Origin of the sequence: Calothrix sp. CCY 0018, from assembly GCF_963920925.1 — a bacterium.
Classification (GTDB): Bacteria; Cyanobacteriota; Cyanobacteriia; order Cyanobacteriales; family Nostocaceae; genus Rivularia.
Genome location: NZ_CAWUDI010000001.1, coordinates 22,119 through 42,517, shown reverse-complemented (window position 1 = coordinate 42,517; position 20,399 = coordinate 22,119). Strand labels below are relative to the sequence as shown.

The following is a 20,399-nucleotide window of genomic DNA, read 5'->3' as shown; positions in this document are numbered from 1 at the left end:
ATAATGTAGGGGAGCATAATTTTAGAATATTTTTTATTTAATAATCAATGGTTAAAACTCACCGAAAAAAAATTTCAGTGCGTCGTTTAGTTAATCCTGATGGAAACTTTAATGTTGTTCGCAAAGGGGTATCTAGGTTTGATTGGGACGACTTATATCATGCATTGCTAACTCTTTCATGGGTAAAGTTGTTTGCTGTGGTAGGTGCGGGTTATATAATCACTAATGTTTTGTTTGCTTTGATGTATTTAGCAGCAGGAAACGGCATAGAAAATATGCGTGAAGGTAATTTCTTCGATGCATTTTTTTTTAGCGTTCAAACTATGGCTACCATCGGCTATGGTGCAATGTATCCTAAAACTTTGGTTGCTAATATTTTAGTTGCCATTGAAGCTTTGTTGGGACTTTTAGGAGTATCAGTAGGAAGTGGATTGGTATTTGCTCGCTTTTCTCTTCCTAAAGCGCGAGTTATGTTTAGTCGTGTAGCAGTCGTTGCTCCTCATAATGGCATACCAACTTTGATGTTTCGAGTTGCTAATGAACGTCAAAGCTGGATTCTAGAAGCTGAAGTTAATGTAAATTTAGTAACCAGCGAAATAACAGAAGAAGGGCAAGAGATGCGTCGGTTTTATAAGTTACCATTATTTCGCAATCAATCATCACTTTTCGCTTTAACTTGGACGGTTATGCATCCGATACATGAGAGTAGCCCTCTTAACGGCGTAACTTTAGAGGAGATGGTTGAGAAAGAAATGGAAATACTAATAACTATAACTGGAATCGATCAAACCGTTTCTGAAAATATTCACGCTCATTACTCATATATTCCGACAGAAATTCTCTGGAATCATAAATTTGCGGATATTTTATCTAAAACCCGAGATGGTAGACGCAGTGTTGATTATAGTTGCTTTCATGATGCCGTAGCGTTGGAGTGAAGGGGAAATGAGGAGATGGGGGAAGGTTTTTTATTTAATCTATAGGTATAAAAAATTTGTTGTGAAAGTACATCTAAAGCAGGAATAGTAAGCACCATATCTCCTTTCAACGACAGATGTAACTTATTTATCCAGCCTATATATTCACAGTGAATGAAATTAATTGGAGAATAAGTTTTATGGGCTGGTTAAAAAGACTTTTTGGAATGGGTAAACCCAAAGATGCACAGGTAAATCCTACACCGCAACCGCAAGCAGCACCATCTACATCTACATCACAATCGAATAGTACTACTAAATCAATCGCCCCAGAGCGTGTAGGATTAAATGGTGAATACGATCAAAGTGGTTTAGCAAAGCGAGTTGCTTTAGCTTTCGATGAAGATTCCGAATTGGACGATATTGATACTCTTTGGGTTGCTCAAACTAGTTCTACGGTAGTTTTAAAAGGTACCGTTCCCAGCCAAGATATTCTTAATAAAATGGTTTCTGTGGCTAAAAAAGTTAATGGTGCGAGTAATGTTGATACAAATCAAGTTACTGTAGCCTAAGTTTGTAGTTTGTAGTTTGTAGTTTGGGTTAGACACGAAAAAAAAATTTGCAACGACAATTTATATTCATCGTGTCGTAACCCAACATCATAATTATGGATAAACAGTATTATCAACCGCGATAAAGATTCAATTTAATACTGCTTTTTGCTTAGCAATTAATTCTTGCTGAACATCATCTGGTAAAGGTTTTCTCACGGATAAATAAGCCAAAGAGCCAAATAACGGAATTAAGGTAACTAACCAAAATAAAATCCGATTTTTCATTCCTCGTTTCGCCATATCGTCTCCCAAAAGCGCGGGGAAAAGCAGGCAAAGCAGACAAAAATCCAAACTCATTACATGGATAAAACGATCGGTTTGCCACTGTTGAACAAAATCACCCCAGTTTCCTCCCTGTAAACCGTAAGATACCAAAACTATCGCTCCGACACTCAATACAATACCAGTTATCCGGGAATCTAGTACTTTGATAAAAGCGTTCTTTTCACCAACAAAATCAGGATTTGGTTCCCGCAAAGCTAAATAAGGTAATAAAGCAAAAGCACCTACACCAAAAGAAAAAGTTGCAAATATCCAAGCCGGTATTTTTTGTCCTTTGCCATCAATAAACACCATGCAACTGTAGATTAAAGGAAATACACCCATCAAGTTAAATAGCGAAACTATCAAAGGGTTGATTCCTTCCCATTGCCCAGTTGAAAGATTTTTAATTAATTCAAAAGTATCGGGTTGATTCGGAGGAGCAAAAACAAAAGCATATACAGAAAATCCAACCCAAACCGACCAAAATATAATTTTTATCATTATTAAACAGTATCAATAAGCGTGTTTCTTGATGATACCTAAGTGATGAGGGGATGGGGGGATGGGGAGAAGGAGAAGAATAATTAACTCCTAACTCCTAACTGTTGACTGTTAACTGTTCACTGTTGATTGCTGATTGCTTCGGAGAGATATTCGGATGCTGCGGAAACGAGCGCGATCGCATTTTCGTAATTAAGTCTTGTGGGACCTAAAACTCCGACGCTTCCTACTGGTATCGAATCTCGATGATATGTGGATGAAATTAACGTACAAGTACGGATGGGTTCTAAGGTATTTTCCGAACCAATACGGACAGTGACGTGTGGTTTATCTAATTTTTCTAATTCTGTTTCGTCAAATATCAATCGCCATAATTGCTCTTGCTCTTCTTCAAGTAGGTGAATTATGGTTTGTACTTGCTGTATTTGTGAAAACTCTGGCTGTCGTAAAACTTCCGACACGCCACGCACCATGATTTGTGTATTTGTAGGGGAAAAGGTGCGACGAGTCAATTCGACGAGGGATGTTTTTAAATATTCACCGTAGCGCTGAAATTCAATATCTAATTGACTCCAGTCAAGTACAGTTAATTCCATTAAACTTTTGCCGCGTAATTGACTGTTTAAAAAGTTTGAAACAATCTGTAATTCTCTGTCTATTAATTCTACATCGGGTTGATTGCCTTCCGATGCGGAGGGTAAGTCCATCAATGTTGAATGTGTTTCGTAACCATCTGTTACCACAATCAACATGATCTGTCCCGTTTCAATTTGCACTAATTGTAAATGCCGTAATACCGCTGTATTGTTCTGCGGCATTGTGATTAAACTCACACAACCACTCAAACTGGCTAAAATTTGCGTCGCCCCTTGCAATAGTGCTTCTAAACTCCAATCTTCCCATTTTAAACCTCCCTGTAATGCCGCTTCTACCTCTTTGTTTAAACTTTGATTATGTGGAATTAACTGATCTACATAAATTCGATAACCAGAGTCTGACGGTATTCTTCCTGACGAGGTATGGGGTTGATAAAGCAGTCCAGATTTTTCCAAGACTCCCATTACATTACGAATTGTTGCCGAACTTACACCCAAGTCGAACTCTTCCACCAAAGCTTTAGAACCCACAGGTTCAGCTGTCGCTATATAATGACGTACTGTTGCCCAAAGAATATGTTGTTGTCGATTGGTTAGCTGGAATTGCATAGGGAATGGCTGTTTAAACACAGTTTTTATCAATATTAAAAAAAACAAATTTTTGAAATGTTATTAGCAGATATTTAATAACGACCGCATGGTGTACTGCAATACCTTTACACTTACAAATAGTTTTGTCCTGAGTGAGAGTACTATTTAATACAAAAAAGGTTCTTATTTGAATACATTGCCAATACTCTCTATTAAGTATTTTCTCAGATTTATTGATGAAATAGGGTATGTATAGCTACGAATTACCTATTACTCATGAAATAATATTATCAAGCTATATAAGTATAAACACCTTTGACTTTGACCTTTAACCTTCGATCTGTAACCATTAATACTGAGGAACTGAAGGGTCAACTAACATTGAATAAGCATCAATACCCCCGGTAATATTTTTCACGTTGGAAAAGCCTTGAGATGTTAGCCACTGACACATTTGAGCGGAACGAACACCGTGATGACATAGAACTAAAGTTTCCTTGTCAGGTTCCAAACGAACTTGAATGTCGTTTCCCCACTCAGCAAACTGACTTAAAGGTAAATTCATAAAGCCTTCGATGCTTGCCGTTTGGACTTCTTGTGGTTCGCGCACGTCTACAAGTTGGATTGAAGACTCCGAAGAAGACAAACATTTTGCGAGTTCTTCTACAGTGATTTGATTCATGGTTTGACCGAGGTTATTCCCCGTCATGAAGAATTTCTAAAAAAAATCTATATTTATTATGTTGACAGAAAATTCCCCTCTTAGCATCAGCACTAGTAAAAGGGTTTGGGAATTATCCAGGTAAATTGGCTACATCTTGATACTTTTTATGAATATGAGTAAGTAATTGTTCCTAATCCCATAGAATTTTGGATTTTAACAACGGATGTTTCTATTTTGCGGAAAGTTTGGGGTGTAGATTCTCTTCTCTCAAAACTAAGCATCGACGGATTTTGGATTTTGAAAACCACTATATTCACTGCTCAGTTATATAACCTTTCCCTATTCACTGTTCCCTGTTCCCTGTTCCCTTTTTTCCACAAAACGCTTTAATAATGATGGTGCTAAAAAACGCCGCAACGGAAATAGTGTGAAAAGAGTGACAAATAAAAAATTATTATTTCGTTTTGTTGCAGCAAGTGCGATCGCGCTGCTGTTAACTGGTATCGCTGGCTGTAATGGGTTATTTAATCAAAATCCTCTAAATTTAGCCAGCAATACGCAAAAACAACCGAGTGCTGCTGTATTTATTTCTAGGCAAGCACCTGTTATGGTGTCAATGCCAGTAGATCCAAATCGCTTTGAGGTATTGAATGGTGGAGTTAAATTATCCAAGCTGAAAAAAAGTTTATTAGATAATACCGGGCTTGATTATAAAAAAGATGTTCAACCTTGGTTGGGTAATGAAATTACTGCTTCTGTTACGACTGACGATATTGACAAGGATTCTGCAAACGGCAAGCAACCCGGCTATCTAACGGTACTGACTACAAAGGATGAAGAGAAAAGCCGCGAGTTTATCGAACTTTTATTTTCTAAGCGGGTTTTATCTGGAACTTCCTTAGTTGTGGAACAATATAAAGGAGTCAAATTGATTTCCGATATTCCGCAAACGGAAGAAATCAAAAAACCTTTGGCTGCAACGGTTGTAGGCGATAATTTTGTATTGTTCGCTAACGATGCCAAAATCCTGCGAGAAGCAATCAATAACGTTCAAGCACCGGGTTTAAGTTTAATTAGCTTGGATAATTATCAACAAGCCATCAAACAATTAGGTAGCAATCAAGCTGTAAGTTTTCTCAATCTTCCATCTGTCGCAAAATGGCAAGGTTTAAATTTATCATCTCCAACTTATACTACTCAACTAATTTCTTTAGCTGCTAAATCCAAAGGTTTGCTAGCAGAAACTAGTTTCGGAGCAAATTCACCAATACCATTAGCCGAATCCAGCGAAAAAGTAAAAGCACTTTCATATATTCCCGCTACTTCAGGTTTGGTAATTTCAGGAAAAGATTTGAGCAATTTAGATAACAGCAACTTAGCTTTACTTTGGCAGCAAACTGATTCAGCCATATCTAGTGAATCGGGAGAAAATATAGCTTCCCAAATCACTAAACCTTTAACTAATCTGGAAAAACGTTGGGGAATCAATTTAAAAGAAGATATTTTCAGTTGGGTAAAAGGAGAATATGCGATCGCATTATTGCCGAATAGTGAAAATAGAAGTGAAAATAACAAACCTGAATGGATTTTTGTGGCAGAGAAATCTTCAACAACAGCATCCAATATTTCACATTTAGACGAAATAGCTTCTAACAATGGACTGACAGTTAGTTCAATTAGCTTAAACGAGCAAACAATTTCTGCTTGGACGAAATTAACAACTACTGGGAATAAAGCATCTGACTTGAAAATTCAGGCAAAGGTGTTGGGAACTCATACAAGTAAAGATAACTACGAAATTTTTACTTCTTCGATTGAGACGATGGATGAAGCTATTAATAATAAAGAAAATTTCTTTAAAGATAATCGGAATTTTCAAGATAGTATTGCAGCCATTCCCCAATCAAACCAAGGATATGTCTATGTTGACTGGGAAAAAAGTCAAGATTTTATCGAAAGTCAATTACCCATACTCAAGCTTTTAGAAATCGTCGGTAAACCTTTTATCGACAAACTTCAGTCTTTTACTATTAGCAGCTACGACAGCAACAGCGAATTGCTTAAAGCTGGTGTTTTCTTTTTATTGAATGATTAGAAAACAGTTATCAGTTATCAGTTATCAGTGAACAGTTACCAACCCAATTTTATATTTAACCTACGTAAGCCCCGCTTTCTTCGCGGGGTTGGGGGGATCTAAGGTGAAAGCTCCTAATTCCTAACTCCTAATTCCTAACTCCTAACTCTCATGCCTAATGTTTTATAAAGTTGTGAAGAATTTTTCATCAAAAATTAATCTAACATTAATATGGCGTCATTTAACTGATATTAAAGTGCTAATAAGTTGCAAGTTTTGGCTTTATGTCAAAAGTTATAAGTTCAAAAATTAATCGTTCATTCTTTAGACCTTTGTTTTTTGATTTCTAATTTGGTCTAATAAGTGTACGGATACAAAGCTGTCACAAACTTTGTAATTCCGAAATTAGGTAACGTTAGGTTGTATATAAAAGAACTTATAAAATTAATTTAGATATTTCGGGAAGTGTATGTATGAAATTGTGTCGCTCCCAAATTGCATTATCGCTCTTGTGCCTCGCAGGCTTATTTACTGTTGTTACTTCTAATCCCGTAACAGCAAATAACTCTTTCTTTGGGAAAATTAGCTTATCGCCAAACTCGGAAGCTGTCAAAAAAATAGTGACGGGTTATACAGGTGGTTCTTATTCTTTATCCGCAGTTAGTAAGCGTGATCGCAATAAAAATTTGTGCATTGGTTTTGCAGATCCCACACCAGATCATATTCTAGTTTTAGAGAAAGATTTTTCCAAATTAAATATCAAAGTTAATAGTGGTGGCTATGACACTACTTTACTAATAGTTGGGCCAGATGATAAAACAGTTCGCTGTGGTGACGACACTGGCAGAAGTAAAGACGCTAGCATCAACGACAGTAACTGGAAAGCAGGAGAATATAAAATCTGGGTAGGCAGTTTTAAAGCTAGTACAAGACAGAATTACAAACTTTCTTTGCAAGAATAGTTCTAAAATTCCGTACTAATGAATTATAATGAGAAATAGTTAGGAGTTAGAAGTTAGGAATTAGGAGTTGAGAGTTAAGAGTTAGGAGTTAGGAGTGGGGAGTTAAGAATTTTAAATTCTCCTTGTCCCCTTGTCCCCTTGTCCCCTTGTCCCCTTGTCTCCCCATCTCCCATTGTCCCCATAGGACGGTAATATAAACTGTATCTGGTGTAAAGGCTCTCCGAGGGTGCTAATTCGTGTTATCAACATTTATTGCTGACTTTCGTATTATATTTGAACGCGATCCAGCGGCTCGTAACTGGTTAGAAGTATTATTCTGCTACCCTGGTTTGCAAGCTTTGCTACTGCATAGAATCGCTCGGTGGATGCGTCACGTCGGAATACCTTTTCTTCCTCGCTTTACTTCTCACTTAGCCCGCTTTTTGACTGGAGTAGAAATTCACCCTGGAGCAACCATTGGTAAAGGTGTATTTATCGATCACGGAATGGGTGTAGTGATTGGTGAAACGGCAATTATCGGAGATAATGCGCTGATTTACCAAGGAGTTACTTTGGGTGGTACTGGTAAAGAAACTGGTAAACGTCATCCAACTTTAGGAGAATGCGTAGTTGTTGGTGCAGGTGCGAAAGTATTGGGAAATCTGCAAATTGGTAACAACGTGCGTATCGGTGCTGGTTCCGTTGTATTGCGAGATGTGCCTTCAGATTGTACTGTAGTAGGCGTTCCCGGTAGAATAGTTTATCGTTCTGGTGTCAAAGTAGATCCGTTAGAACACGGACGTTTACCAGATGCTGAAGCTCAAGCAATACGCGCTTTGGTAGATAGAATCGAGCAGCTAGAAGAACAAATCGAGCATTTGCAAGAAAAACAGCAAACCGTTTCACAGACTGTTGCAAATGTAGCTTCTAGAGAAAATCATGTTACAAATTCTCATGTTTTAAATGAAGAACATTTGAGAGAACATCATACTAAATGTCGTTTGCAAGATAAAGCGATAGATGAATTTTTGGATGGCTCCGGGATCTAATAGTGAGGAGTTAGGAGTTAGGAGTTAGGTTTTTTCTCCTTGTCCCCTTGTCTCCCCATCTCCCCATCTCCCCCTCTCCCCCTCTCTCTTCCAATTGTGATATCTTACAAATATGTCCTTTACATCCCACATGAAGATGGGTAGGGGGAAATGAATGATTGGAATTTCTTTGACCATAATTTAGATAATCTTGAATTAAATAATTACCGCATTTTTGCGCCTGATTATAAAGCTGAAATTCTGTATTGGTTTAGTCGAGATGATATTCCTAAACAGCAGAAAGAAGCATTTATTCGGGCGCTTGTTAATTTTGATGACGATTGCGGTGGTTTTTATCGATATCGTGCTTATTTCTTAGCTGCGGAAGCTTTAAATTATTTTCCTGAATCTAGCTTTGGCGATCGCATTGTTAAACAGTTGCTCGATTGGAGTTACATTTATTTTGGCTGGCAACTTTTTCCTCAACCGTTGCTAGAAGCTGCAAGAAATACTTTGAAAGTTACGCATAAAACAAGAGTTGTCAAAGCTTTTGAATACTTGCTGCGTAATACTCCGAGTCGATTAACTTTGCAATCTGCTGCGGTGAAGTTGGGAGAATTGGATGTAGGAAATAAGATGGCGATCGCTGCTTTGATTTTACTGCTGGATGTAACGCAAGAGAATTACAAACGCTCAAGTATTTGTCGGAGTATTGGCAAAATTGGTGCTGGGAATCAAGCTGCAATAAACGCTGTTATCAAGCTGATGGAAACAACAGAGGATAAAAGTCTTTGTTGTGAAGCGATTAAGACTTTGGGAAAAATTGGCTGTGGAAATCAAACGGCAATTCTAGCTTTAGAGAAGTTTTTGCAGATAAATCGAGGTGACAGAATTTGTCTTGATGTTGCTGAGGCTTTGTTGTTGATAGATGTGGGTAATGAAATCGCGAAGGATAGTTTGGTTTATATACTTGAAAGTACTCAGGAAATGTATCTTTTAGTTAAAGCTGTAGAGTTTCTACAAGAAGTAGATTCCCGAAATCAAGCAGCTATCAAAGTTTTATCAGAAAGATTGAAAACTTGTGAGGATAATTGTTGTCGTGCTGAAATTGCTGCAAGTTTAGGAAGGTTTGATAGAAATCAAGTTGGAGTTAAGGAAACTTTAATTCAACTTTTGGAGACTTCTGAAAATAATTTTTTATTTGGATTAGAATATTTGAGAATTCTTAATGAAAATGAGCTATATTTTTATCCTCGAATAATCACATCTTTAGTACAATTATATCCGGGCGATACAGAAGTCATTCTGAGCTTCATTTCCTTTATAGAAAAAAGTTCAAACATAAATGATGGTTCTTCATTAGAAATAACTTGTCTAAGAGCTTCAGGCTTGGCAATTTATGCTATTAGCAAGATGCTTCTTGATAAAAATATAGATTTAGTAATCTACCAAGAAAGTATAGCTGCTTTAAGAAGAATTTTACACTCACCAAAAGGCAAAATATTTGAGGTTGATTTGGCTGAAGCTATCTTGCGATTAGAGCCAGAGAATGAACTCGCGGTTTCGATTATTGTAGAATGGATGCAGGTTTATCAATCTGAAAACGCTGCGGCTATTTTGTTACAAGTTGAAAGCCATTATCAAAAAGCAATAAATACTCTGATTGAATTAGATTCCTTAAATAAATTAAGTATTTTATTTCAATACGAGCGTTTGTTGCCAGAAATATACTTAGATAAAATAGCGAAAGAAGATAAAACAGCAAGAGTTTTAATTAATGAATCAATAAGCGCAGAATTTAAACGTTTACTAAATGCAATCGAAAAGGATAAACTTTTTTTATTTAATAATTGTAAACCTGATGAAAATGATGATTTTGATGAAGATTTATTTTCGGATATAATGCAAAACGTCAATTCAATCAATAAATACGCTTGCTTTCCAGAAATTATTACAGCTTTAAAAGGATATCTCAGCAAAAAGTTTTATCAAAATTGTTCTTATCGTCACGATGACGTGTATCAATTTATGTGGAATTGTGCAGAGAAGATGAGCTATCAAGATTTTTATCAAGCTTGGCATAGTTAGTTTGATTTTACATACTGCATCATTCTTAGTTAAGCTTCCCAAACGCCTTGGAATCAATTGATGCGGCTAATAAACCAAGTCTACTAAAGTAGACTAAAAATCTTGCCAGTCATCTTTAGATGACTTTCGCTATTAGACGGGGAATTACATTCCCCGGCGGTTTTGGGAATATTGCAATATGTAAGTAAATTTCAACTCTAAACCTTATTTTCGTTAAACAATTATGCCTAATAATCAAAAACAAGATGAAAATTCCACGCTTAAAAAGTTTCTAAGTTTTTTAGATGAGGATATGAAGAAAAACCCTCAAAATATCAAACCAATCAGTTCCGATTTGCTTAAGCGAATTCAGTCATTGGTAGCAGATGTTGATTTTGATTTGAATGCTCCACTGTCTGAAGATGATGAATAGATTACTAAAATTGTAAAAATATTTGTAGTGCGTAGCGTGTTCGTTAGGACATACATATACATCTTGCTTGCTTTTGATTTTGATTCGCCAACAATTAGCTAATTTTTCCTCTAGCAAAATTGTGCGTTACTCCGCTAAATACGGAGACGTAGCACTGCTACGTCTCTACACACTAGCTGGTTAATGACAAAATTTTGATTTTGAATTATGGATTAACCTCTTTCACATTCCAAACCCCCGTTTCATCCCTTATATAAATAGTCCGATTTTGCGGCTCTCCCCTCAATCGCAAATGATCGACTTTTACAGGTTCAAATAACAGCAAACAAAAGTTATCCAAAGGCTTAACTTCCGAAGGCTGCTGTGGTGAAAATGCTTCGGGGTTGGCTCTGGGTTCTCTCGGATGCGCCCAGGCAAATTGGATACGAGCGTTGTCTGAAAGTTCTTGCCATGTTGATTGCCTAGCTCTTTGCAATTCGGAATCCTGATGGTTGGCATCAATTATTATTATCTTTCCAGCAATGCGGAATTGTTCGCGGCTATTGGTGAAGTACCAGCAAATTTCTCCCGATGATTGATTTTGAATTTCTGTAATCTTTTCGCTGCGAGTGTCGGTAATAATTTTTAACTTATTGGTATCTTCTATAAAACCGCGAAACACCACGGTACGATTAGCCGGTATTCCATCACTGCGGACAGTTGCTAGTTGAAAGTAGCGCGAATGCGGTTGACTGCGATTCTTTTTGAGAGCATTGGCTAAAAACGAACGCCAAGGAGCAATAGACATCTTAGGATTTTAGATTTTAACAACGGATGCTTTTGTTTTGGATTTTGGATTTTAGATTTTGGATTGCGAGTTCTGAAATCAGCTAAAAATTAAAATCCTATCAATATTGACTTTTATTAGCCGCTTAGAAACCAAAAAGAACTTATAAATCTTATTTCTTAATTCCTAACTCCTAATTCCTCACTCTTAACTGCTCACTGCTCACTGTTGACTGTTCACTGATTTTTGTGGCGAAATTTCTAAAGTTGTGCAGTCTTTTATTGTAATGCTACTTGACGTATAGTCTTAATCTGACAGAGAAAAAACGCAATAAAAAATATGGTTCGAGAGCTTGAACGGAAACACGTTGGTGCAGACTTTCCACAAACAGCCCCTGCTGCAAATCCTGTCTTTTTCAGGACTTACAGTCGTCGCCAACAGTCGGAAGGGACGAGAGAATCTTGGAGACAGGTTTGCGATCGCACTCTAAAAGGTTTGGTTGAGTTGGGTAAGCTGACTCAAGATGAATCTGTAATTTTGGAGGGAATGCAGCGCAATTTGAAGGCTTTACCGAGTGGCAGATGGTTATGGGTGGGCGGCACAAATTGGCTGACTCAACCGAAGAATTTTTCGGGGGCTTATAACTGTACTTCTACAAATGTCATTGACTGGAGTGCTTTCGGATTAATGATGGATTTGGCCATGATGGGCTGCGGTACGGGAGCAATTTTAGAACCGAAATATATTAATCAGTTACCTAGTATCCGCAATCGTTTAAAGGTAACGGTAGAAGGTGATATTGGTAAAACTATAGCTAACGAACGCCGTGAATTTACAGAAACAAAAATAGAAGAAAATCAAGCCACTATTTATGTCGGTGATAGCCGTCAAGGTTGGGTAAACTCGTATCAAACTCTTTTAGAATTATCTACTGACGAACGTTTTAACGAAGAAGTTGAAGTAATTGTTGATATCAGCGATATTCGTAAAGCTGGCGAACCGTTGCAAGGTTTCGGCGGTATGGCAAATCCGGTGAAGTTACCGGAACTTTATCAACGTTGTGCTGCGATTCTTAATAAAGCTGTTGGCAGAAAATTAACTTCGGTTGAGTGCTGTTTGTTGATTGATGAAGCGGCTGTATGTATAGTCGCTGGCAATATTAGAAGATCGGCCGGAATGCGTCAAGGTGTCAGCGAAGATACTGCATTCGCAGACGCAAAAGCAAACTTGTGGCAGCAAGGTGAAGATGGCAATTGGCGTATAGATCCAGAACGCGATGCATTACGCATGGCAAACCATACAAGGGTATTTCATCAAAAACCCACTTTAGAAGAATGTGTTAACGCCGTTCGCAAGCAATATTACAGCGGTGAAGGTGCGATTCAATGGGCTGGTGAAGCTGTAGCCAGAGCAAACATTGATTTACTAACTACGCAGGAATTAAAAACTGAATTTTTACAAGCTTATCAACAAGGTAAAGGTAAAGATTGGCTCAAAGAAAAGCATTCTCATCTTGATGACAATGAAATTGAGCATCGTTTAGCTCGTGTAGGGCTAAATCCGTGTGGTAATTGATACTTTTGCCTCACGTAAAAAACCCCGCAAAATCGGTGAAGGCTGAAATGTTGATATTGCTGCGGTATTTCTTAGAATTCAAAAAAAATAAATACCGGAGTAGTTAAGATGAAATCGAAGACTTGCTCTAAATGTGGTGAAGAAAAACCAATCAGTCAGTTTGAAGCTAGGAAAGATTCTAGAGATGGGTATCGTCAATACTGTAGAGATTGTAAAAAATCCCAAACTAGAAAAGCGTGGCAAAAATGGGCTGATAAAGGAAATCTAAAATACTGGAATAGAAGAGCAAGGTCACTGAATAGTAAAGGTTCTAGAAGGAATGGTATTGCAGGTGAAATCATTAGTAACAGTAAGCCATTGACTGGATTGGAGTTAATGGAACTGTACGAAAAATCTCCCTTATGCTTATACTGTGAACTGGAACTTACACCTACAAAAGTTGTGTTCGATCATAAGCAGCTACTGAGCAGGAAAGGTGAACACTCCATAGGTAATTTATCTGTCACTTGTATTGACTGCAATCAGTTAAAGAAAGCTAGGACAGATGGAGAATTCAGGAAGTTTTTATCGAGCTACTTGGCAAGATTCACGCTAATACCGAGGTAATCAAAAGAATTAAAAAGCTTTTGACACCGTACAGCGTAGAGAGTGAAACTAGATTGCAATCAAAAATTGCATCCTAGAATATAAATCTCCAAGAGTGCGGGGCATCCATTATCTATATTTATAAGGATGAAAATGTACGCGGAACTAATGCGAATTATGAAGCATTAGAACTAGGGGATAAAAAGCCTCTAGGTTAACAAAATTGGAAATCATTGGTTCTAATTTTCACTGTAACCTCAGTGAAATTCACTTAAATCAAATAGATCCAGAAAATTACAAAGAACAAGAACAAGCTTTCACAGCCGGTGCTTTATCTGTAGCAGCGCTGTTGAATCATAAATTCTTGGAACCCCGCTATCAATACAGCCGCGAACTTGACCCAATTGTCGGTGTATCTTTTACTGGCTTATTCGACTTTTTCGTTCATGCTTTTGGGGTTGATTGGCTGCATTGGTGGACGGAAGGAAGACCTGCCACAGACCAGGGTTTAGCCTTTAAACGCCGCGAACAAGAATATCTGACTATGTGGAAAGATATCGTACATCGGGTAGTTTGGGAATATTGCGATCGCCATAACATAAAACGTCCAAATCGCTGTACTACGGTGCAACCGAGCGGTACAAAATCCTTGCTTACGGGAGCTTCTCCAGGATGGCATCCACCCAAAGCCCAAAGGTTTATTCGGCGGATAACTTTCCGCAAAAACGATCCTGTCGCTTTGGCTTGTATTGACTACGGTTATGCTGTGGTTCCTTCTCAAACTGATAAAGACGAAAACGGCAACTTGTTAAACGATCCGTTTGACTCTCGCTGTACCGAATGGTTGGTAGAAATTCCCGTCGCCGTACCTTGGGCTGATGTACCTGGTGCCGATCAAATCGCTATTGACAAATTTGGTGCTTTAGCTCAAATGGATTTCTATATGCAGGTGCAGCAATTCTACGTGACTCATAATACTTCAGCCACAATTGAAGTCCGAGAAAACGAAGTAGAAGAGTTAGGAAATCGCATTTATCAAGCAATCCAAAACGATGAAGGCTATATCAGCGCCGCACTTTTAGCAAGATTTGACGACCATCAAACCTTCCCCCGTTTACCATTTGAACCCATCAGCAAACAGGAATACGAAAAGCTGATGCAACAAGTAGAAAACCGCCGCGATACCAGCGATTTTCATAATGCATTGAAACGTTATGATTTCGGTGAATTAATGGAAGCGGGGCCATCGGGATGCGATTCTGATAAGTGCATGATGCCCGAAGAAAAACCCGTGTAACATTGAAGAATGAAGGATAAGTAATAATAAGCCAGAGATATATCATTAAAGTCTTGGGGGATGGGCATCCCTGCCCGTCCGAATCTAAAGCAAAAATGATCTTTTTTCTTCATCCTTGATCCTTTTTCACCTATTGGAGATAAAAAATGTTCCTCGAAGAACTAATGCCACTATTCAAAGAATTCACCCAGCACCCAGCTTCATTTGCTGGCGGATTTGTTTCAGGTATTCTTAGACTCAGCCTTGCTGACGATCCTGTAAAAAGCTGGTTAGCACAACAAACGAATACACCTGCAAGTACTTTCCCTAGTTCTACTAATGGGACACACAATGGTAATGGGCCTCAAACTATTTCAATTGATTAATGTAGATAGTTAACAGAAAGGTTTGATTAACAAATAGTTAAATTAAATAAGGTCTGCTGATTTTCAGTAGACCTTTTGCTTGTTTAAGCACCTGCTTCACGTACTGATATCAAGCAGTATTATAACTAAATTAAAGCGGACAGACTCTCGTGATCATTTTTTTTAATGCTGTGGTTAGAACTATTCAATCCACACAGCGATATTCTAATGGTAAAAAGAATGAATCAAACTTTAATTATTTGTTTTATCTTTAGATAAAAACTTGTTAGAGGTAATAATGTCGAGTACCGCTCTAAAATAATTTTAAATTACCGATCGCTTGCCTTCCTCAACATTTTCTCAATCTGAGTTGGGTCTTTTAATGTGGCTGTTGCGAATAAAGCATTATCTAAACAGTACAGCAGCATCCCAATGCAGGAACAAACATTTTAACCGACACCCTGTAAGGGTGCGGCTACATCTACAAAGCCCCTCCGGGTTCGTAGTATTAGCCCCAGACTTCTAGCCTGCGGGCTTTTTGAAAAATTGGGATGCTCCCAATTGGTACTTACGCAAATAAATTAAGAAAGTATTTATAATCACTGGATTATTAAGTAACAATACTCTCGTAGCTACATTTCAATGCTCAAAAATGCTTTTAAATGCCATTTAAGACACATTTATTAATAAAGGTTTATATAAAATCGCATTTGCGTAACTAAAATACCTCTCTAATATAGAGGCAGCAGCCACAAGTTTTACCTAACCCACGGCTTCTCAGATAAGAAAGGCAGTTATTAAGAGGATTATGATGACAAAAGCAGCAGAACATCAAAACAAAGGCGTGTACGAGATTACAGATAAAGCTCTAGATCGAGATTGTACGACTTTATCGCGTCACGTATTGCAGCAATTTGAAGGCTTTTCCGCACAAGCACAAGATTTAAGTGCGCTGATGAATCGCGTCGCTCTTGCAGGTAAGCTGGTTGCTCGTCACCTCAGCCGTGCTGGTTTAATGGAAGGGGTTCTGGGTTTTACCGGAGATGTTAACGTGCAGGGAGAATCCGTCAAAAAGATGGATGTTTACGCTAACGATGTGTTTATCTCGGTTTTCAAGCAAAGCGGTTTGGTGTGTCGCTTGGCTTCTGAGGAAATGGATGAACCGTACTATATTCCAGAAAACTGCCCTATAGGTAGATATACTTTACTTTATGACCCAATTGATGGTTCATCGAATACAGACACAAACTTAAGTTTGGGTTCGATTTTCGCCATACGTCAACAGGAAGGTGAAGATAAAGACGGACAAGGGAAAGATTTGCTTTCCACTGGTGATAAACAAATTGGAGCCGGATATATTCTTTACGGGCCGAGTACCATGCTGGTTTACACTATGGGCAAAGGAGTTCATTCCTTTACTTTAGACCCCAGCTTAGGTGAATTTATACTTACGGAAGAAAACATTAAGATTCCCGATAGCGGTTCAGTTTATAGCGTTAACGAAGGGAATTTTTGGCAGTGGGAAGAATCGGTTAGAGAATACGTTCGCTACGTTCACCGAACAGAAGGCTATTCGGCTCGCTACAGTGGAGCAATGGTTAGCGACATCCATCGAATTTTAGTTCAAGGTGGCGTATTTCTTTACCCCGGTACGGTACAAAAACCCGAAGGAAAATTACGCTTGCTGTACGAATCTGCTCCTTTAGCTTATGTAATAGAACAAGCAGGTGGCCGCGCTACTACTGGTAGGATGAATATCTTCGATGTTGTACCAGAAAAGCTACACCAACGTACACCTCTAATTATTGGTAGTAAAGAGAATGTAGCTAAAGTGGAATCCTTTATTCAAAATGGCGATTAGGCAGTGAACAGTTAGCAGTGAGCAGTGAGCAGTGAGCAGTGAGCAGTGAGCAGTGAGCAGTGAGCAGGGAACAGGGAACAGTTTATATGGCTTATGGTATGGTTTTACATCTTCATAAGATGCTTCTCACTTTTAAAGTGATTAACTAAAACTAATGTTCGCGTTTTTCGCACACTGATAACTGCTAACTGCTCACTGTTCACTGTTCACTGATTTATTCCTTTAGTGAGAATCAATCGACTGCTACTACGAGCATTAATAGATAAAGACACGTTAATAAATTTCGGAGTGGAATATAACCACATGGGCATCACCACAAATCAATTATTAGAAATCAACAAATACGGTCAAAGTATTTGGATGGATAATTTAAGTCGCGATATTATCCAATCGGGTGAACTGAAAAATATGGTGGAAAATCAAGGTATCAAAGGGATTACCTCGAATCCAAGCATATTTGAGAAAGCGATCGCCGGAAACGCTATTTACGATAAAGATATAGAAGCCGGGATTAGTAAAGGATTATCAACCGAGAAAATTTACGAATCTTTGGCTTTTGAAGATATTCGTAACGCTTGCGATATTTTGCATCCGGTATACGAAGCCACAGATGGATTGGATGGTTATGTAAGTATTGAAGTACCGCCAACTATTGCCGACGATACCCAAAAAACCATTGAAGAAGCTAGACGCTACTTTAAAGAAGTTGGACGGGATAACTTAATGATTAAGATTCCTGGAACAGAAGCGGGTTTACCAGCGGTAGAGCAAGTAATATCTGAAGGGATGAATGTCAATATTACGCTGTTGTTCTCTGTGGATAGTTATGTAAATACCGCTTGGGCTTATATTCGCGGCTTGGAAAAACGAGTAGCTGAAGGTAAAGATATTAGTAAGATTTCCTCTGTAGCTAGTTTCTTCCTCAGCCGCATTGATGCCAAAATTGATGGAAAAATAGACGAAAAGTTAGCGCAAGGTGTTGACGACATCAACTTAGAAGCCAAACTTAAATCCGTCAAAGGAAAGGTAGCGATCGCTAATGCGAAGATTGCTTATCAGGAGTACAAAAAGATTGTTGATGACAAGCGCTGGCAAGCTTTAGTCGAAAAAAACGCTAACGTACAGCGTTTGTTATGGGCAAGTACCAGCACCAAAGATCCCAGCTACAGCGACGTAATGTACGTTGATGAGTTAATCGGGAAAGAAACCGTTAACACCCTACCACCAGTCACCATCGAAGCCTGCGCCGACCATTGCGATGTAGATTCTAGAGTCGAAACCGACGTAGAAGCAGCATACAAACTGATCGAAAGTCTCAAAGATCCAGATATTAACATCGACCTCGATCAAGTCATGGACGAACTGCTTACCGAAGGTATTGATAAGTTTATCAAACCCTTTGAATCCTTAATAAGTTCCTTAGAAGACAAAGTAAAGCACTTATCGCCTGTTTAATAATTAATGGGTAATAGGGAATTGGGAATTGGGAATGGGAAGATGGGGATGGGGAGATAGGGAGATGGGGAGATAAATAATTCCTAATTCCTAATTCCTAACTCCTAACTCCTAACTTTCAATCCAAAATCCCATGCCCCATGCCCAATTCCCCATGCCCCAATTGCCCGCAAATGTAAATCTAAAATCCAAAATCTAAACTATGGTTAGTTTGCTAGAAAATCCACTGCGGGTTGGCTTGCAACAGCAAGGAATGGCTGAACCCCAGATAATTGTTATTTTTGGTGCTTCCGGAGATTTAACTTGGCGTAAACTAGTACCCGCTTTGTACAAATTGCGACAAGAAAGACGGATTCCACCAGAAACTACTATTGTTGGTGTAGCGCGACGGGAATGGAGCCACGAATATTTCCGCGAGCAGATGCGTAAAGGTATGGAAGAAGCCCACGATGGTGTGGGTCCCGAAGAATTATGGAAAGATTTTTCCAACGGTCTTTTTTACTGTCCTGGTAATATCGACGACCCGGAAAGCTACCAAAAGCTTAACGATCTTCTCAGTGAATTAGACGAGAAGCGGAATACGAGAGGTAATCGATTATTTTACCTTTCTGTTGCTCCCAAGTTTTTCCCCGAAGCTATCAAACAATTGGGTTCTAAGGGAATGCTGGAAGATGCCGATAAACATCGTTTGGTTATTGAAAAACCTTTTGGTCGAGATTTAGCATCTGCGAAAAATCTTAATCAAGTCGTACAGAAATATTGTAAAGAAGAACAGGTTTATCGGATTGACCACTATTTAGGTAAAGAAACGGTTCAAAATTTATTAGTTTTCCGCTTCGCAAATGCTATTTTTGAACCTTTATGGAACCGTAATTTTGTAGACCACGTACAAATAACAGTAGCAGAAACAGTAGGAGTTGAAGACCGGGCTGGTTATTACGAAAGCTCTGGTGCCCTGCGGGATATGCTGCAAAATCACTTGATGCAGCTTTACTGTTTGACTGCAATGGAAGCTCCTAATGCAATGGATGCCGATAGTATCCGCACGGAAAAAGTAAAAATTCTAAAAGCTACTAGACTCGCCGACATAGGAGATTTGGCGTATTCAGCAGTACGCGGTCAATATAGCGCTGGCTGGATGAAAGGCGAACACGTACCTGGGTATCACGAAGAACCTGGAGTAGCTGAGAGTTCTACAACGCCTACTTTTGTCGCGACAAAATTTGTAGTTGATAACTGGCGCTGGAAAGGGGTTCCCTTCTACCTGCGTACTGGTAAGCGGATGCCCAAGAAAGTCAGCGAAATTTCCATCCACTTCCGCGAAGTTCCTTCACAGATGTTTACATCGGCAGCACAACAGCAAAGTGCCAATGTTTTAACAATGCGGATTCAGCCAAATGAAGGAATTTCCTTGCGTTTTGACGTGAAAGTGCCCGGAGGAGATTTTCGTACACGTGCCGTTGACATGGACTTTACTTATGGTTCATTTGGTTTGCAAGCGAAATCCGACGCATACGATCGCCTATTCCTTGACTGTATGATGGGCGACCAAACTTTGTTCACCAGAGGTGACGAAGTAGAAGCTGCATGGCAGGTAGTGACACCAATATTAAGCGCATGGGATGCACCAGCAGATCCAGCAACAGTTCCCCGCTACGAAGCCGGAACCTGGGAACCAGTAGAAGCAGAACTATTGATTAACCGAGACGGCCGCCGTTGGCGCAGACTATAGAATTTTAGATTTTAGATTTTGGATTTTAGATTGAGAACAATTGGACAAACAAAAGAAATTAGTCATTTTCGTTGTCTAATTCCTAAACTCTAAA

At 38.7% G+C, this 20,399-nt stretch carries 16 protein-coding genes and 2 pseudogenes; 14 read left to right on the top strand and 4 right to left on the bottom strand.

Annotated elements, in window-relative coordinates:
- Positions 1–47: 47 nt before the first annotated feature.
- Complete coding sequence (locus ACM03V_RS00200) at positions 48–938, top strand: ion channel (protein ID WP_414618731.1); 891 nt, start codon at positions 48–50, stop codon at positions 936–938.
- A gap of 179 nt (positions 939–1,117) precedes the next feature.
- Entirely contained in the window at positions 1,118–1,489 is a 372-nt protein-coding gene (locus ACM03V_RS00195; RefSeq protein ID WP_414618730.1) for a BON domain-containing protein, read from the top strand.
- A gap of 129 nt (positions 1,490–1,618) precedes the next feature.
- On the opposite strand, the gene ACM03V_RS00190 is transcribed toward ACM03V_RS00195, so the two are convergent.
- From ACM03V_RS00190 to ACM03V_RS00180, 3 genes are all read right to left on the bottom strand, one after another.
- Positions 1,619–2,299 (bottom strand): DUF2834 domain-containing protein, encoded by a 681-nt coding sequence (locus tag ACM03V_RS00190; RefSeq protein WP_414618968.1) that lies wholly within the window; start codon positions 2,297–2,299, stop codon positions 1,619–1,621.
- Between the two features lie 116 nt (positions 2,300–2,415).
- Entirely contained in the window at positions 2,416–3,501 is a 1,086-nt protein-coding gene (gene hrcA / locus ACM03V_RS00185) for a heat-inducible transcriptional repressor HrcA (RefSeq protein ID WP_414618729.1), read from the bottom strand.
- Between the two features lie 331 nt (positions 3,502–3,832).
- A complete protein-coding gene (locus ACM03V_RS00180; RefSeq protein ID WP_414618728.1) occupies positions 3,833–4,192 on the bottom strand; it encodes a rhodanese-like domain-containing protein in 360 nt (119 codons plus the stop codon).
- A 391-nt stretch (positions 4,193–4,583) separates the two neighbouring features.
- Between ACM03V_RS00180 and ACM03V_RS00175 the strand changes: the two genes are divergently transcribed.
- From ACM03V_RS00175 to ACM03V_RS00155, 5 genes are all read left to right on the top strand, one after another.
- Entirely contained in the window at positions 4,584–6,242 is a 1,659-nt protein-coding gene (locus tag ACM03V_RS00175; protein WP_414618727.1) for a DUF3352 domain-containing protein, read from the top strand.
- Between the two features lie 452 nt (positions 6,243–6,694).
- Positions 6,695–7,183, top strand: coding sequence for a hypothetical protein (locus ACM03V_RS00170; RefSeq protein ID WP_414618726.1), 489 nt, complete (start codon positions 6,695–6,697; stop codon positions 7,181–7,183).
- A gap of 236 nt (positions 7,184–7,419) precedes the next feature.
- On the top strand, positions 7,420–8,211 hold the full coding sequence (cysE, locus tag ACM03V_RS00165; RefSeq protein WP_414618725.1) for a serine O-acetyltransferase: 792 nt from the start codon (positions 7,420–7,422) through the stop codon (positions 8,209–8,211).
- Between the two features lie 150 nt (positions 8,212–8,361).
- The gene (locus tag ACM03V_RS00160; protein WP_414618724.1) at positions 8,362–10,278 is read left to right on the top strand and encodes a HEAT repeat domain-containing protein; all 1,917 of its coding nucleotides are present in this window, start codon (positions 8,362–8,364) and stop codon (positions 10,276–10,278) included.
- A gap of 223 nt (positions 10,279–10,501) precedes the next feature.
- Positions 10,502–10,690 carry a type II toxin-antitoxin system PrlF family antitoxin gene (locus ACM03V_RS00155; RefSeq protein ID WP_414618723.1) on the top strand — a complete coding sequence of 63 codons (189 nt, stop codon included), beginning with the start codon at positions 10,502–10,504 and terminating at the stop codon, positions 10,688–10,690.
- Between the two features lie 205 nt (positions 10,691–10,895).
- Here ACM03V_RS00155 and ACM03V_RS00150 read toward each other — a convergent pair whose 3' ends face one another.
- Positions 10,896–11,477 (bottom strand): Npun_F5749 family FMN-dependent PPOX-type flavoprotein, encoded by a 582-nt coding sequence (locus tag ACM03V_RS00150; RefSeq protein ID WP_414618722.1) that lies wholly within the window; start codon positions 11,475–11,477, stop codon positions 10,896–10,898.
- A 318-nt stretch (positions 11,478–11,795) separates the two neighbouring features.
- On the opposite strand from ACM03V_RS00150, the pseudogene nrdJ (ACM03V_RS00145) reads away from it, so the two are divergent.
- From nrdJ (ACM03V_RS00145) to zwf, 7 genes and pseudogenes are all read left to right on the top strand, one after another.
- Positions 11,796–13,025, top strand: a pseudogene (gene nrdJ / locus ACM03V_RS00145) (ribonucleoside-triphosphate reductase, adenosylcobalamin-dependent); the annotation flags it as partial.
- A gap of 114 nt (positions 13,026–13,139) precedes the next feature.
- Positions 13,140–13,637, top strand: a complete 498-nt coding sequence (locus tag ACM03V_RS00140; RefSeq protein ID WP_414618721.1) for an HNH endonuclease — start codon at positions 13,140–13,142, stop codon at positions 13,635–13,637.
- Positions 13,638–13,842: 205 nt separating this feature from the next.
- Positions 13,843–14,913, top strand: a pseudogene (nrdJ, locus tag ACM03V_RS00135) (ribonucleoside-triphosphate reductase, adenosylcobalamin-dependent); the annotation flags it as partial.
- Positions 14,914–15,059: 146 nt separating this feature from the next.
- On the top strand, positions 15,060–15,278 hold the full coding sequence (locus tag ACM03V_RS00130; RefSeq protein ID WP_414618720.1) for a hypothetical protein: 219 nt from the start codon (positions 15,060–15,062) through the stop codon (positions 15,276–15,278).
- A gap of 790 nt (positions 15,279–16,068) precedes the next feature.
- Positions 16,069–17,118 (top strand): class 1 fructose-bisphosphatase, encoded by a 1,050-nt coding sequence (gene fbp, locus ACM03V_RS00125; protein WP_414618967.1) that lies wholly within the window; start codon positions 16,069–16,071, stop codon positions 17,116–17,118.
- A gap of 309 nt (positions 17,119–17,427) precedes the next feature.
- Complete coding sequence (gene tal, locus ACM03V_RS00120) at positions 17,428–18,573, top strand: transaldolase (RefSeq protein WP_414618966.1); 1,146 nt, start codon at positions 17,428–17,430, stop codon at positions 18,571–18,573.
- Positions 18,574–18,775: 202 nt separating this feature from the next.
- Entirely contained in the window at positions 18,776–20,305 is a 1,530-nt protein-coding gene (gene zwf / locus ACM03V_RS00115; RefSeq protein ID WP_414618719.1) for a glucose-6-phosphate dehydrogenase, read from the top strand.
- Positions 20,306–20,399 lie beyond the last annotated feature (94 nt).